The sequence below is a fragment of the Streptomyces sp. NPDC001292 genome (assembly GCF_042896465.1).
Classification (GTDB): domain Bacteria; phylum Actinomycetota; class Actinomycetes; order Streptomycetales; family Streptomycetaceae; genus Streptomyces.
This window is the reverse complement of record NZ_JBIAXG010000029.1, coordinates 18,552-32,434: the sequence shown is the minus strand read 5'-3', so window position 1 is coordinate 32,434 and position 13,883 is coordinate 18,552. Positions and strand designations below refer to the sequence as shown.

The 13,883-nt window shown below is 71.9% G+C and carries 10 protein-coding genes and 1 pseudogene; 5 read left to right on the top strand and 6 right to left on the bottom strand.

Translation table 11 applies throughout. The annotated features are described in order from the left end of the window. Window positions 1-8 precede the first annotated feature (8 nt). Window positions 9-4,064 carry an endo-alpha-N-acetylgalactosaminidase family protein gene (locus ACFY4A_RS26990; RefSeq protein WP_390831935.1) on the top strand — a complete coding sequence of 1,352 codons (4,056 nt, stop codon included), beginning with the start codon at window positions 9-11 and terminating at the stop codon, window positions 4,062-4,064. A gap of 58 nt (window positions 4,065-4,122) precedes the next feature. Here the strand turns inward: ACFY4A_RS26990 and ACFY4A_RS26985 are convergent, their stop codons facing one another. Continuing rightward, window positions 4,123-5,385: a DUF418 domain-containing protein gene (locus tag ACFY4A_RS26985; RefSeq protein ID WP_390831934.1), complete on the bottom strand. Its 1,263-nt coding sequence runs from the start codon at window positions 5,383-5,385 to the stop codon at window positions 4,123-4,125. 95 nt (window positions 5,386-5,480) lie between these two features. Here ACFY4A_RS26985 and ACFY4A_RS26980 point away from each other — a divergent pair. Then, window positions 5,481-5,777: pseudogene (locus ACFY4A_RS26980) on the top strand (two-component sensor histidine kinase); the annotation flags it as partial. 59 nt (window positions 5,778-5,836) lie between these two features. Here the strand turns inward: ACFY4A_RS26980 and ACFY4A_RS26975 are convergent. From ACFY4A_RS26975 to ACFY4A_RS26960, 4 genes are all read right to left on the bottom strand, one after another. Further along, window positions 5,837-6,256 carry a hypothetical protein gene (locus ACFY4A_RS26975; RefSeq protein ID WP_390831933.1) on the bottom strand — a complete coding sequence of 140 codons (420 nt, stop codon included), beginning with the start codon at window positions 6,254-6,256 and terminating at the stop codon, window positions 5,837-5,839. Between the two features lie 298 nt (window positions 6,257-6,554). Beyond that, window positions 6,555-7,838, bottom strand: coding sequence for an ATP-binding protein (locus ACFY4A_RS26970; RefSeq protein ID WP_390831932.1), 1,284 nt, complete (start codon window positions 7,836-7,838; stop codon window positions 6,555-6,557). 94 nt (window positions 7,839-7,932) lie between these two features. Beyond that, window positions 7,933-8,706 carry a class F sortase gene (locus tag ACFY4A_RS26965; RefSeq protein ID WP_390831931.1) on the bottom strand — a complete coding sequence of 258 codons (774 nt, stop codon included), beginning with the start codon at window positions 8,704-8,706 and terminating at the stop codon, window positions 7,933-7,935. A gap of 137 nt (window positions 8,707-8,843) precedes the next feature. Next, the gene (locus ACFY4A_RS26960; protein ID WP_390831930.1) at window positions 8,844-9,536 is read right to left on the bottom strand and encodes a hypothetical protein; all 693 of its coding nucleotides are present in this window, start codon (window positions 9,534-9,536) and stop codon (window positions 8,844-8,846) included. A gap of 715 nt (window positions 9,537-10,251) precedes the next feature. Here ACFY4A_RS26960 and ACFY4A_RS26955 point away from each other — a divergent pair. Beyond that, window positions 10,252-10,461 (top strand): hypothetical protein, encoded by a 210-nt coding sequence (locus ACFY4A_RS26955; protein ID WP_390831929.1) that lies wholly within the window; start codon window positions 10,252-10,254, stop codon window positions 10,459-10,461. A 209-nt stretch (window positions 10,462-10,670) separates the two neighbouring features. Continuing rightward, a complete protein-coding gene (locus ACFY4A_RS26950; RefSeq protein WP_390831928.1) occupies window positions 10,671-11,918 on the top strand; it encodes an FAD-dependent oxidoreductase in 1,248 nt (415 codons plus the stop codon). 50 nt (window positions 11,919-11,968) lie between these two features. Here the strand turns inward: ACFY4A_RS26950 and ACFY4A_RS26945 are convergent, their stop codons facing one another. Then, the gene (locus ACFY4A_RS26945) at window positions 11,969-12,163 is read right to left on the bottom strand and encodes a hypothetical protein (protein ID WP_390831927.1); all 195 of its coding nucleotides are present in this window, start codon (window positions 12,161-12,163) and stop codon (window positions 11,969-11,971) included. 163 nt (window positions 12,164-12,326) lie between these two features. Between ACFY4A_RS26945 and ACFY4A_RS26940 the strand changes: the two genes are divergently transcribed. Further along, window positions 12,327-13,805, top strand: a complete 1,479-nt coding sequence (locus ACFY4A_RS26940) for a glutamate-cysteine ligase family protein (protein ID WP_390831926.1) — start codon at window positions 12,327-12,329, stop codon at window positions 13,803-13,805. Window positions 13,806-13,883: the final 78 nt, after the last annotated feature.

The window sequence follows — 13,883 nt, the reverse complement described above, 5'->3', positions numbered from 1 at the left end:
GCCCCCAAGTGGATGCCATCCACTCGCAACGCCCTCGACGCACACCCCGGTCAAGAACAGGCGCCGCCGCAGCGACCGCCGCGCTGCTCGCGCTGGGCACGCTGTCGGCCGGTGCCCTTCCGGCCCATGCCGACCCGGCCGCCGCGCCCGCGACGGCCGCACCCGCTCCCCCGGACAACCCCGCGACCCCGGTCGAACTGACCAGCCCGGGTCTGACGGTCCAGGTGGCCAAGGAATTCCCGCAGGTCATCTCCTACACGATGGGCGGCAGAACGCTCGGCGGCCAGGCGCGCGCCCTGGACACCTTCACCGTCAACGGCAAGGCGCACACCGCCACCACGACCATGAAGGCGCACGGCAACCAGGCCGAGTACACCTCCGTCTTCGCCGATCTGCCGGACCTCACCATCACCTCGACGATCACGGTGACCGACGACAGGACCGTCGTCTTCGCCGTGAAGAGCATCGAGGGCGCGGCCGCCTCCACCGTCGACCAGTTGTCGATCCCCGACCAGTCACTCGTCTCGGCCGACTCCTCCTCCCCGCGCACGACCCTGGCCCGTACGAAGATCTCGACGAACTCGACCACCACGGCCGACGAGTTCCTGCCGATCACCGCCGCCACGGCCCCTGACAAGGCCGCCGTCGGCACGCCGTACGGTTTCGTGAGCAACGGCGACCTGGCCGGCGGCGTCATCACCAACGCCACCGACGACTCCGCGCAGGACAACAACGACAACTGGAACACCCGCCTGCAGTCGCGGATCGTGGACGCCGGGAACGGCGCCCGGCGCGCGGAGCTGTCGGCAGGCACCTACACCTACGCGCCCCGGGGCGCCACCGACCCACGGGTGAGGACGTACGCCCTGCCCAAGGCGACCGTCGTGCTCGCCGCGGACGCCAACGGCGACGGCCGGGTGGACTGGCAGGACGGCGCGATCGCCTACCGCGACCACATGCCCCGGCCGCTCGGCGCGGACCGGGTGCCCGAGCGCGTCGTGCAGCACATCCCCTTCAACTTCGCCAGCCAGGCGACCAATCCGTTCCTCAAGACGCTCGACAACGTCAAGCGCGTGTCGATGGCCACGGACGACCTCGGCCAGTGGGTCCTGGAGAAGGGCTACGCCAGCGAGGGCCACGACTCGGCCCACCCGGACTACGGCGGCAACTACAACACCCGGGCCGGCGGGCTCGCCGACCTCAACAAGCTCACCAAGGCCGGTGCCGAGTACAACTCCGACTTCGCCGTGCACGTGAACGCCACCGAGGCGTACCCGCAGGCGCAGAACTTCAGCGAGGCCCTGGTCAAGGGCCAGGTCAACGGCTGGAACTGGCTGAACCAGTCGTACCACATCGACCAGCGCGCCGACCTGGGCTCCGGAGCCGTCCTCGACCGGTTCGAGCAGCTGCGCCACGAGGCCCCGGGCATCAAGGGCCTCTACATCGACGTCTACTACTCCAGCGGCTGGCTGGCCGACTCGCTGGCGGCGCAGTTGCGGACGATGGGCTTCGAGATCGCGACCGAGTGGGCCTACAAGTTCGAGGGCACGTCGACCTGGTCCCACTGGGCGAGCGACAAGGGCTACGGCGGCGCCACCAACAAGGGCATCAACTCCAACATCGTCCGGTTCATCGCCAACTCCGACCGCGACGTGTGGAACGTGGACCCGTTGCTGGGCGGGGCCAGCGTCAAGGAGTTCGAGGGCTGGACCGGCCACGACGACTTCAACGCCTTCTACCGGAACATCTGGACCGACAACCTGCCGACCAAGTTCCTCCAGCACTACCAGGTCATGAACTGGGACTTCGGCAAGTCCGCCTCCCTCACCGGTGGCGTCCGGGTCGCGATGGCCGACGGCAGACGCCAGGTGTCGATGGACGGCACGGTCGTGCTCGACGGCGGCACCTACCTGCTGCCCTGGGGCGAGGCGAAGGGCGGCAACGGCACCTCCTCGCCGAGCCGGGCCGACAAGATGTACTACTACAGCTCCTCGGGCGGCACCCACACCTTCGACCTGACCCGGCAGTTCGCCTCCATCCGCAACTTCACGCTGTACGAGCTCACCGACCAGGGCCGGGTGAAGGCCGCCCAGGTGAAGGCCCAGGACGGGCGGGTGACGCTCACCGGCGACAAGGACCAGCCCTACGTCCTGGTCCCGAACGGGAACCAGGCTCCGCACCGGGACGCGCACTACGGCGAGGGCACGGGCCTGGTCGACCCCGGCTTCAACGCCGGCGGCCTGGACGCCTGGAACCCGCGGGGCGGGGCGGCGGTCGCGCGCAGCGCCACCGGTGACAACGTCGTGCGGCTCGGCGCCGGCGAGTCCGGCATCTCCCAGCAGGTCAAGGACCTCAAGCCGGGCCGGCGGTACACGCTGAGCGCCCATGTCGAGGTCGCCGCCGGGCAGCGCCGCGCCGTCACCCTGGGCGTGACCGGCGACGGGGAGAAGGCCCACAACGGTTTCGACACCACCCCGCTGCGGAACACCATGGCCGCCGACTCCAAGCAGGGCACCTACGCGCAGCGCGCGTCCGTCGCCTTCACCGCGCCCGCCGACGGCGAGGTCACCGTGGCGATCGGCGCGGCGGCCGGGGACGCGGCGGTCACCCTCGACGACCTGCGGATCATGGCCGACACCTCCACGCCGCTGCCGCGCGGCGAGGACGGCCCGTCCGGCGGCACCGTGGTCGCCCACGACGACTTCGAGGGCAACCAGCCCGGCTGGGGGCCGTTCGTGAAGGGCGACGCGGGCGGCTCCACCGACCCGCGCACCAGCATCAGCGACCTGCACGCCCCGTACAGCCAGAAGACCTGGAAGAACACCTACTCGCCCTACGCCTCGGGCACCCTCGAGGGCCAGGCGGTGGACGACGTCGTCGGCGGGAAGCACTCGCTGAAGGCCCACGAGGAGAACAGGGGCCTGGTGTACCGCACGGTGCCCGCCACGGTACCGTTCGTCGCCGGGCACAAGTACGCGGTCTCGTTCCGGTACCAGACCAACGTCGAAGGCCAGTGGGCCTGGGTGACGGGAGCGGACCGGGTCGGGGACGGCACGGTCGTCTCCAAGGACATCACCCGTGAGACCCTCGCCCCCGCGCTGGGCACCGCGACCTACTCCGAGGAGATCGTCGCCGGCTGCGGCGACACCTGGGTCGGCCTGCGCAAGCTCGGCGGCGCGGCCGGTACGGACTTCGTCCTCGACGACTTCCGCGTGTCCGACCTCGGCCCGGTGAGCGGCGGCGCCGCCTGCGCGAGCGTGACCACCCCGGCCGGCGCCGACCTGAGCCCCGGCGTGCCGGGCGAGTACGTCACGACGTTCACCAACAACGAGCAGAGCGACGTCACGAACGTCGCCGTGCGGCTCGACGGCCTGCCCGACGGCTGGACCGCGCTGGTCGCGAAGCGCGACGGCAACCTCTTCGACAGCGTGAAGCCGGGCGCGACCGTGAGCACCACCTGGGTGCTGACCCCGCCGGCGAGCGCCGCGGGGACGTCGGCGACCTGGAAGGCGACGGCCGTCTACGCCGACTCCGGAGTCACCAAGACGGTGTCGGCGGACGCCAGGGCCACGGTCTCGACCGTGCCGGTCCTCTCGCCCGGCTCGATGACGGCGACCGCCGACTCGGAGAACCTCTCCTCGGGGCCGGCGGAGGGCCCGGTGTCCAACGTGCTGGACGGTGACCCGGGCACCATCTGGCACACCGACTACAGCCACGGGAACGCGCCGTACCCGCACTGGGTGACGCTGAAGCCGGCCGGTCCGGCCGACGTGAACGGCTTCGGCTACCTCGACCGGCAGAGCGGTGGGCAGAACGGCCGTGTGGCGGACTACGAGGTCGCCGTCTCCGACGACGGCCGCACCTGGACCACGGTGGCCAGGGGCACCCTCGTCGACTCGCCGCAGATGCAGCGGATCTCCTTCCCCTCGGTGCGCGCCTCCTACGTGAGGTTCACCGCGCTGAACGCTCTCAACGGCCAGCCGTTCGCGGCCGCCGCCGAGATGCGCGTGTACGGCACTCCGGTGGACCTGCCCACCGGGTACCCCCCGGCCGACCGGCCGTAGCGGCACCACCCGGGCCTGTCGCCACCGGTGTGTTCACCGCCGGTGGCGGCAGGCTCTGTCACGGGACGTGCCGCGCCGGACTGGTGGCCATGTGGAGCAGGGACTCCAGGGGGCCGCGCCGGAACAGCCGGGTCCATGCCGTGGCCACCAGCAGGGCGGCGGCGATGAAGGTGAGGAGCACCGGCAGCGCGGACATGCTGTCGTCGTCGATCGCGGCCACGTGCCAGACGTCGGAGAGGAACCACAGGGCGACGATGTGCAGGACGTACACGGTCAGCGCGGTCATACCGACCGCGGCGACCGGTCCGGCCAGGCGTGTGAGCCTCGGCAGCCGGTCGGCGACGGTCAGACACACGGCCATCACCACCAGGGCCACGCCCGTGTTGCCGAGGATGGAGAACGTCGTCTCACTGTGAGGTGCGGCCACCAGCAGCCAGGCGGGCGGGATGTGGTTGCCGGTCTCGCCGACCCGGTCGGACCACCACGCCGAGTTCGCCGAGCCGCCGTCCGTGGCGGCGGAGACGGCAGACAGGGCGCGCGGGACCATGCGCAGGGCCAGCCAGGAGCCGCCGTAGCCCAGGAGTGCGAGGGCGCCGCCGACGGCGGCCAGCCGGGACCGGACGCCGGGCCGGGTGAGGTCGAGCCGGGCCACCGCCATGCCGGCGATCAGGAACGGAATCCAGGCGAGGACCGGATATCCCCCCGTGAACAGCAGTTCGACGATGCCGTTGGTGCCGGTGATCCGGGCCAGCGGGTCCCGGGCGACCACAGCGTCCGCCCAGTGACCCTCCTCGATCGACTTCCGCAGCACGTAGAGGATCTGGGGCAGGACCAGCGCTCCGGCGGCGGCGATGAGCGCCAGGACGCCGGCCCGCAGCCGGTACAGCGGCAGGACGGCCAGGAAGAGCAGTCCGTAGAAGCTGAGGATCACATCGACGCCGGTGTCGAGGGCGGTCAGGGCGTAACCGAGGGCCACGAGCACGGCGGCGCGGATCAAGATCCTGACCACGGCCTGGCGGCCGGCCCGCCCGGTCCGGGGGCGCGGCCGGCCGGTCATGATGATCAGCGAGAAGCCGGCCAGCAGCGCGAAGAGCGCCGAGGAGCGGCCCCGTGCCGTCTCCAGCAGGAACCCCACCGGTCCACCCACGGTCACGTCGGGGCCGACGTGGGCGGAGTACATGCCGAAGACCGCGAGTCCGCGCGCGAGGTCGATGCCGATCAGCCGTCCCGTTGACGGCGGCCCTGCGCAGGGGGCGGTGGGCTCGGCCCACGGCTCGGACGGCACCTCGGACGGCACGGCCGACGATACGTTCTGCGTCATGCCCCCAGACTTTGCCAAATAACCGGCACGGCGTACATATCCCTTTTCCGGAGGCACCCGGCCGACCGGCCGGAGCCATCCGGCCGCGGCCACCGCGGCTCAGTGTGGAGACCCTCGACGAGCTGCGGCACATGGTCAGCGTGCTGCGCGCCTCCGGCAGCCGCCCCACCGAGCTCACCCCCCGGCCGTCCCTCGCCGACCTGCGGCGGCTGGTGGACGGCAGCGGCATCGAGGCGGAACGGAAGACGGACCTGCCCGACGGCCTTCCTCCCCCGATTCAGCGCGCCGTCTACCGCACCGTGCAGAAGGCGCTGGCCAACATCCGCGAACACGCGCCCGGCGCCAGGGCGACCGTCCGCGTCCAGCACGGCGGCGGCATCCTGCGCGCCACTTGCCGGGATAGACGCGGGATGCCCGGTTGGTCGTCCGTCGGGACGACGGCCCCGCACCGTCAGGACCTCCAACGCACATAGGACTTGAAGACCGGACCGGGCAGCCGGGCGGCGAGGCGGTCCTGGCTCTGGCGGGACAGGCCGGCGAACGCGCAGCCGATCGCCGGGGCGGCCAGCAGCGCGATGAGGACGGCGACCAGTGCCGCGTCGAGCGCGCTCTCCCTCTGGTAGCCGCCGAGGGTCAGGGTGCGGACCCGAATCCGTGCTCCTTCCTCGCCCTCCGCCCAGTGCAGGGCCGCGGCCGTGTCGACGAGGCTTCCGTCCTCGGCGACGAACAGCCCGGAGCAGGCCGTGCCCTTGCCTCCCCTGCCGCTCGCCTCCCGATGGCACTCGCGGGCCGTGAACACGCCCGGGGTGCCCGCCCATCCCACCGCGGAGGCGGCCACGGTCCCCAGCAGCGCGATGCCGATCAGGAACACGGCGGACCCACACCACCACAGGAGCCGCCGGATCGGGGCAGCCGTGGACGCATCCGCTCGATCGGCCAGTTTCCGCAGGGTCCGCTGCCGTTGCGCACCGGTGTTCCGCCCGGCGGCCCGCGGTGCGCCGGACGCGCGGTCGGCGCCCGCGCCGGCGGCCGCGGCTCTGCGGCGCCGCGCTCGCCGGCGCCGCGCCGCCCTGTTGTGTGACCTCGCCACACCTGCCTCCCGCCCGACCGCGCCGTCACCGCCGGCCGCCGGCTTCGTCGTCGACGTCGGCCCGGCATCGTCGCCCGTCTCAGAGGCGACTGTACTTCTCGATGTCCTCGGTGAACTCCTCGATCGCCTGAGCGGTGAGCGTGGGCCGGGTGTCGGCGATGGCGTCGAGGTAGTCCTCGGTGGTGGCCGGACGGCCCTGCCGATGCGCGACCTCGCGTTCGAACGCGGCCTGCGCGCCCTTGCGGGCGGCGAACTCGATGTCGGCCGGAGTGAACAGCTCGCTGGCGGCGACCAGTTGGGCCACGTCCACCGAGTCGGTGGCCCGGAGATAGCGGTCCCAGATCGCCGAGCGGGCCGTCGCGTCGGGGGGTCCGATCGGGATGACGTAGTCGAACCGGCCCGGCCGCAGGAACGCCGGGTCGAGGGAACGCACCGAGTTCGTGGCGCAGGCCAGCAGCCGGGAGTCGTGCTCGCGGAAGCCGGGGATGAGCTTCAGCAATTCGTTGGTCACCCCGTGTCCGGGGTCCACCGCCATGCCTGAGCGCACGCCGGCGATCTCCTCGACCTCGTCGATGAAGAGCAGCACCGAGTCCAGTTCCGCCAGGTCCGCGAACACCTCCCGCAGCGCCGCCGCCAGCCCCTCGCTCGTGTCGGCGGCGAGCCGGGACGGGAAGAGTTCCACGAACGGCCAGCCGAGCCGTGAGGCCACCGCCTTGGCGAAACTGGTCTTCCCGGTGCCGGGCGGGCCGAAGAGGATGACCCCCTTCGGCGGGGCGACGCCGTAGCGGTCGGCGAGCGTCGGCTCCGCCAGGGGGAGCACGACACGTCGTTCGACGACCTGCTTCTCCCGTTCCATGCCGGCCATGGCGTCCCAGAGCCCCTCGGGAAGCATGCGACCGCCCAGTTCCGTGAGGGCGCCGGCGTTGGAGGGTCCGTGCGGTTCGAGTTTCTCGTAGTAGACCAGGTCGTCCCGGAACCGGTAGCCGCAGTGCTCCAAGGCGGCGGTCCCGGCGGCGCCGGGTGGCAGCAGGGCGCTGATGCGACGCACACCCACTGCCCTCATGCGCCGTTCCAGCTCGGTGAGGAGGGCACTGCCGATGCCGCGCTGACGCCACCGGGCGGCGAGCGCCACCAGGAGGACCCAGCCGCGCTGACCGCTCGCCCGTGCCGCCGCCATGCCCACCAGTTCGTCACCCACGACGGCGACCACGGCGTTCTGTCCGGCCCTGGCCTCGGCCATCACCTCCGAGACCGGGAAGACCGGGTCCTCGTTGACCTGCCGGCTCTCCTCCCAGATCAGGATCGCCTGGTCAAGATCGTCGTCGCGATAGTCGCGCAGGTGCCATGCGGGCATCGCAACCACCTCACCGCTCCCGGCAGTCCATTGTCGCCGCTGGAGCGCCGGGCGGCGAGCCATGCAGGCCGGGGTGGGGGCGGCACGCGCCCTTCCCGGTTCGTCAGCTGCGCGAGCTCGAGTCGAGGTGGGCGAACACGACCACGTTCTCCTCGTAGCCGTGGTTGGCGCGGTCGAAGTTCCCGCCACAGGTGATCAGCCGTAGCTGGGGAGTCGCGGTGTCCGCGTAGACCTTGTCGTCGGGGAAGTCCGCCTTGCTGAAGGAGTCGATGGAGTCGACCTTGAAGCGGGCGACGGTGCCGTCCGCGCGGGTGATGTCCACCACGGCTCCGGGTTCGAGCGATTCCAGCTCGGCGAAGACCGCGGGACCGGTCTTGGTGTCCAGATGACCGACGACGATCGACGCTCCGCGCTCGCCTGGCGACGGCCCTCCCTTGAACCATCCGACCATGTTGGTGTTGTCGGCCGGTGGTGGGTTCAGTCGTCCCGAGGCGTTGACGGACAGTTTGGTGAACGGCGCGTCCACCCCGATGTCCGGGATCGAGAGCCGCGTCGGTTGCGATCGGCGGAGTGACTTGTCGTCGACTTTCGTGCCGGTGCCGGTGCCGGTGCTGATGCTGGGACTGGGACTGAGACTGGGACTGGGACTGGGACTGGCGTGGGCGCTCGGCTCGGCCTGTGCGGGTGCCCGGGAGGCGACCGCCGCCGGACGGTTCGTGTGCTTGGGGTGCGCCACGGGCGCGGTGACCAGGGAGTTGTGAATGAGCGCGATGCCCAGCCCGACCGCTGCCGCGGGCCACAGCAGGCGGAGCCGGTAACGACGCGCGGTGGGCTTGGTCCCGCTCTGCTCCGTCTGGGGCGGCTGCTGAGAAGCCATGGACGGTGCCTTTCGTCAAGAGGTGGTACTGGCCGGGGGCGACGGTTCGGGTCGGCCGCCGCTGCCGCGGACTGCGCTGCCCTCCTGAGGAGGTGACGCAGACCGCGGCAGCCCAGCGACAAGCAAGACCGGCCCGATCAGACCGCGGAGGGGTCCGACGCCTGACGGCGGCGGAGCATGTACGCACCGGCGCCCAGGCCGCCGACCAGCAGCGCGGCCCCGAGGCCGAGGGTGTTGGAGGACTGGGCCAGCCCACCACCGCCGGCGTCCACGCCACCGTGCGGCCGGTCCTCGTCACGGTCCTCGCCGCCCTTACCGTGGCCCTCGCCACGGTCCTCGTCACGGTCCTCGCCGCCCTTACCGTGGCCCTCGCCACGGTCCTCGTCACGGTCCTCGCCGCCCTTCTCGCGGCCACCGCGATCCTCGTCGCCGTCACCACGCTCGCCCTCGTCACGGCCACTGCCGCCGTCGGCGTTCATCATGGCCAAGGCTCCCCCGCCGGCGTCCACGCCACCGTGCGGCCGGCCCTCGTGACCCTTACCGTGGCCCTCGCCACGGTCCTCGTCACGGTCCTCGCCGCCCTTCTCATGGTCCTCGCCGCCCTTCTCACGGTCCTCGCCGCCCTTCTCACGGCCACCGCGGTCCTCGCCCTTCCTGCCCTCGTCGCTGTCGTTGTCGTCGGAGTCCTCGCCGCCGGAGTCGTCGGCCTTGACTGCCTGCTGCTGCGAGGAGGGGGACGCGGTCACAGTCACCGCGCTCGCAGCAGGGGCGGAGAACGCCACAGCCGCGGCCAGGGCCGCTGAGGTGAACAGAGTACGGGTGATACGCATGGGTGTTCCTTCCGTCACGACTGCGAGAGCCGGCCCAACGCCCACTCAATCGGGAATCGCAGAGGCGACGTGATCACCTTCAGCGGAATTCTGACGCCCCACCACCTGAGCGTCGCATTCGGACTACTGACACCCCCCTCCATGCCGCCGCACGAGGGAACGGAGGCGGCCTTGGACGCGGCTCTCCCTCCCTCGGCCAGGAGGGCCGATTCCCGTTCCCCGGGCCGGTCTCCCGCTGTCCGGCGCGGGCCGCGGGCCGCGCGAAGCCGTGCGGGGGTCAACGGGCCACGCCGGCCATCCGTACGGCCCGCAGCCGATCGGTGACCGCCCGCTTCCAACGTCGAACAGCCATCGGCCTTCGGTAGACCTGCACACTGAATACGCGAAGGCGACACAAAGCGTGAGGGAACCACACAGAGACCTGCCGGCGGCGCACCGCCCAGGGCGGGTCACGCATGCGGAACGGCGACGGAGGCGCTATCGGCACCCGGATGTCGTACGGGGTGTGCGGAAGTGGCTCCGAAGTCGTGGGCATGTCTGCACAGATGGATCACCGCCGCGGACAACTCCCTGATGCGCGGTACAGGTTGAGTGGAGACCCTGATCGGCTCCGTGCTTGGATCCTTCACGTCGCGGGGGTGATCCAGTCGCGGCCCGCACTCTGTCCCCAGCGGGTCGGCCCTCGTCGACGGACATCAGTACGAAGGGAAGTTTCATGAACTCCGCTCCCCGGATCCAGACGGCCGAGATCTCCGAGGCCGAGCTCGACAACGTCTCCGGCGGCCTGAGCCCGCACGCCGGCGTCGCCGTCGGCCCCACGGCGGTCAGCGACTCGGACGTGCTGACCCAGGTCGCCGCCACCGGCGAACAGGTTCTGGGCACCGTCGGCCAGTACCGCCAGGCGAGCGTCAGCGTCTCCTTCTGACGGACACCGACCGGCACCGACCGGCGCTGAACCGCGCCGCGGACCGGTCTCCCGGCGGGCACGGGGCACACCTGCGCCCGCCGGACCCGGCGGACCACGACCGAGCCGCGGTTCCGGATCGGGCCGCACAGGGGGACGTACGCCCGCCCCGCGGGGAGTATAGTTTTCATCGGCCGATGAATTACTGCTCTCCTGAGAGGCAGGGCGTGATGGAACGGACCACGTGTTGTGTGGTGGGCGGCGGCCCCGCGGGCATGGTGTTCGCCCTGCTGCTGGCCCGGTCGGGCGTCGCGGTGACCGTCCTGGAACAGCACGGCGACTTCCTGCGGGACTTCCGCGGCGACACCGTGCACCCCTCGACCTTGGCGTTGCTGGACGACCTGGGTCTGGCCGAGCGCTTCGCACGGCTGCCCCAGCGCCGGGTGCGCACCGTCCAACTGCCCGCCGGCCCCGGCCGGTCGATGGTGACGGTCGCGGACCTCGCGGCGCTTCCCGGCCCGTACAACTACGTCGCGATGGTGCCCCAGTGGGACCTGCTCGACCTCCTCGTGGACGAGGCCCGGCGCGAGCCGTCCTTCGAGGTGCGGATGAACACCGAGGCGACCTCCTTCCTGATCGAACGCGGCCGGGTCACCGGGGTGCGCTACCGCACCTCCGACGGTCGCACCGGTGAACTGCGCGCGGTCCTCACGGTCGCCTGCGACGGCCGCGGCTCACTGGCCCGCTCGCGACCGGAACTGGGGCTGCGCCGCTTCGACTGCCCGATGGACGCCTGGTGGTTCCGGCTGCCGCGGCACGAGGGCGACCCGAGCGGACTGGTCGGCGGCGCGGGCGACCGCTTCCTGACCGCGATGATCGACCGCGGGTCGTACTGGCAGTGCGCCGCGCTCATCCCCAAGGGCACCGACGCCGAGCGCCGCGCCGCCGGCCTCGACCGCTTCCTGGCCGACTTCGCCGGCGCCGTGCCCTGGGCCGCGGACCGCACGCACACGCTGCGCTCCTGGGACGAGGTCAAGCTCCTGGACGTGCGGCTGGACCGGCTGCGCCGCTGGCACCGGCCGGGGCTGCTGTGCATCGGCGACGCCGCGCACGCGATGTCCCCGGTCTTCGGCATCGGCATCAACCTCGCCGTGGAGGACGCCGTCGCCGCCGCCCGGCACCTGGCCGGGCCGCTGCGCCGAGGGACCGTGGGCCTGCGCGACGTACGCGCCGTGCAGCGCCGCCGCCGACCCACCACCGTCGTGACGCAGGCGCTGCAAAGGGCCGCCCACGCCGGGTTCATCGCGCCCGTCCTGCGGGGGCGGCAACCCCTCGGCAGCGCCGACCGGGCCCGGCGCACCGCCGGCCTGCTCACCGGATCCCGGCTGGTCCGGCGGCTGCCCGCGTACTTCCTCGCCTACGGTGCGCTGCGCGAGCGCCCGCCGGAGAGCGCCGTCCGCCGGCTCCGGCGGCCGTAAGGCCGAAGGGTGCGACGGCCGTAAGACCGACGGATTCGGCGCGGGGCGCGTCAGTCGGTGCCGTCGCGCAGTGCCCGGTGGATCTCCCGCAGCGAGCCGGTCAGCCGGGCGTAGTCGTCGCCTGCGACAGGTGTGACGAAATACCGCTCGACGACCCCCGCGTGCACGGCCGCGGCCCGGATGAACACGGCCTGCCACTCGAAGATCACGGCGGACGCCGACGGGGCCCGTGTCCTGCGCTCCACGCCCGGTCGAGCGGCTCGCCCGGTGGCGGTGACCGTCCGGAGGGCCGTATCAGGCCCGCGCCCGGTACGTGCGCGGGCCCTCCCGCCCTCGCCTGGTCAGGGCCGCCCGGTGATGCGACGCTGGGGAGGTCAGGTGTCCGAGGAGGGGGTTCCGGGAGGGCCGATGGGACGTGACGTCCCGGCGCTGGTCTTCACCCGCGAGGACCGCCGCCGGTACCGGATCAAGATGCAGCAGTGCCTCGACGCGTTCGCGCAGATGCTGCGCGAGTCACGGTTCGAGTCCGAGCGCCCCCAGGTGGGGCTGGAGATCGAGCTGAACCTGGGCGACGACGGGGCGGAGCCCGCGATGCGCAACAGCGATGTGCTCGAGGCGATCGCGGACCCCGCCTGGTCGACGGAGCTGGGCAGGTTCAACCTCGAGATCAACATCCCGCCCCGCCGGCTGACCGAGGGAGGTCCGGACGCCTGGGAGTCCGAGATCCGCGCCGCGCTGAACCACGCGGAGGACCGCGCCGGTTCGGTCGGCGCGCATCTGATCATGATCGGCATCCTGCCCACGCTGCGGCAGGAGGACGTCGGCGAGGCGGCGCTGTCGGAGAACCCGCGCTACCGGCTGCTCAACGACCAGGTCTTCGCGGCCCGGGGCGAGGATCTGCACATCGAGGTGGACGGCGTGGACCGGCTGCGGACCTACGCCGACACGATCACTCCCGAGGCCGCGTGCACCAGTACCCAGTTCCACCTCCAGGTCTCCCCGGAGGAGTTCGCCGGCTACTGGAACGCGGCGCAGGCGATCGCCGGGGTCCAGGTCGCGCTGGCGGCCAATTCACCGTTCCTGTTCGGCAAGGAACTGTGGCACGAGACCCGTATCCCGCTGTTCGAGCAGGCGACCGACACCCGCCCGGAGGAGATCAAGGTGCAGGGGGTACGGCCCCGGGTGTGGTTCGGCGAGCGGTGGATCAACAGCGTCTTCGACCTCTTCGAGGAGAACCTGCGCTACTTCCCGGCGCTGCTGCCGCTGTGCGACGAGGAGGACCCCGCGGAGACGCTCGACCGCGGCGACATCCCGGAGCTGGCCGAGCTGACCCTGCACAACGGCACGATCTACCGCTGGAACCGCCCCGTCTACGCCATCTCCCAGGACAAGCCGCACGTGCGGGTGGAGAACCGTGTGCTGCCCGCCGGTCCGACCGTCGCCGACACCCTCGCCAACGGCGCCTTCTACTACGGGCTCACGCGCGCCCTGGTGGAGGAGGACCGGCCGGTGTGGTCGCGGATGTCCTTCTCGGCCGCCGAGGAGAACCTGCACACCGCGGCGCGGCACGGCATGGAGGCACGGCTGTACTGGCCCGGAATGGGCGAGGTGCCGGTGGCCGAACTCGTGCTGCGGCGGCTGCTTCCGCTGGCCCACCGGGGGCTGGAGCACTCCGGCATGGACGACGCCTGGCGCGAGCCGCTGCTCGGCATCATCGAGCAGCGGTGCGTCACCGGCCGCAACGGTGCGATCTGGCAGAAGGAGATGTTCCACCACATCGACGCCACCAGCCACTGCGGCCGGCACGAGGCGCTGCGGCGCATGACGCAGCAGTACGTCGACTACATGCACCTCAACGCCCCGGGCCACACGTGGCCGGTCGACTGACGGGGCCGCCAGGACGGGCGGGGCCCGGCGGCCCCGAAAGGCCCGGGTATCTGGTTGCATTGATGTGCAAGTACGGTG

Coding starts and splice junctions, on each gene's coding strand:
- ACFY4A_RS26940 (WP_390831926.1), top strand. CDS start 12,327: ATGGGACGTGACGTCCCGGCGCTGGTCTTCACCCGCGAGGACCGCCGC.
- ACFY4A_RS26960 (WP_390831930.1), bottom strand. CDS start 9,536: ATGCGTATCACCCGTACTCTGTTCACCTCAGCGGCCCTGGCCGCGGCT.
- ACFY4A_RS26985 (WP_390831934.1), bottom strand. CDS start 5,385: ATGACGCAGAACGTATCGTCGGCCGTGCCGTCCGAGGTGCCGTCCGAG.
- ACFY4A_RS26955 (WP_390831929.1), top strand. CDS start 10,252: ATGAACTCCGCTCCCCGGATCCAGACGGCCGAGATCTCCGAGGCCGAG.
- ACFY4A_RS26950 (WP_390831928.1), top strand. CDS start 10,671: ATGGAACGGACCACGTGTTGTGTGGTGGGCGGCGGCCCCGCGGGCATG.
- ACFY4A_RS26965 (WP_390831931.1), bottom strand. CDS start 8,706: ATGGCTTCTCAGCAGCCGCCCCAGACGGAGCAGAGCGGGACCAAGCCC.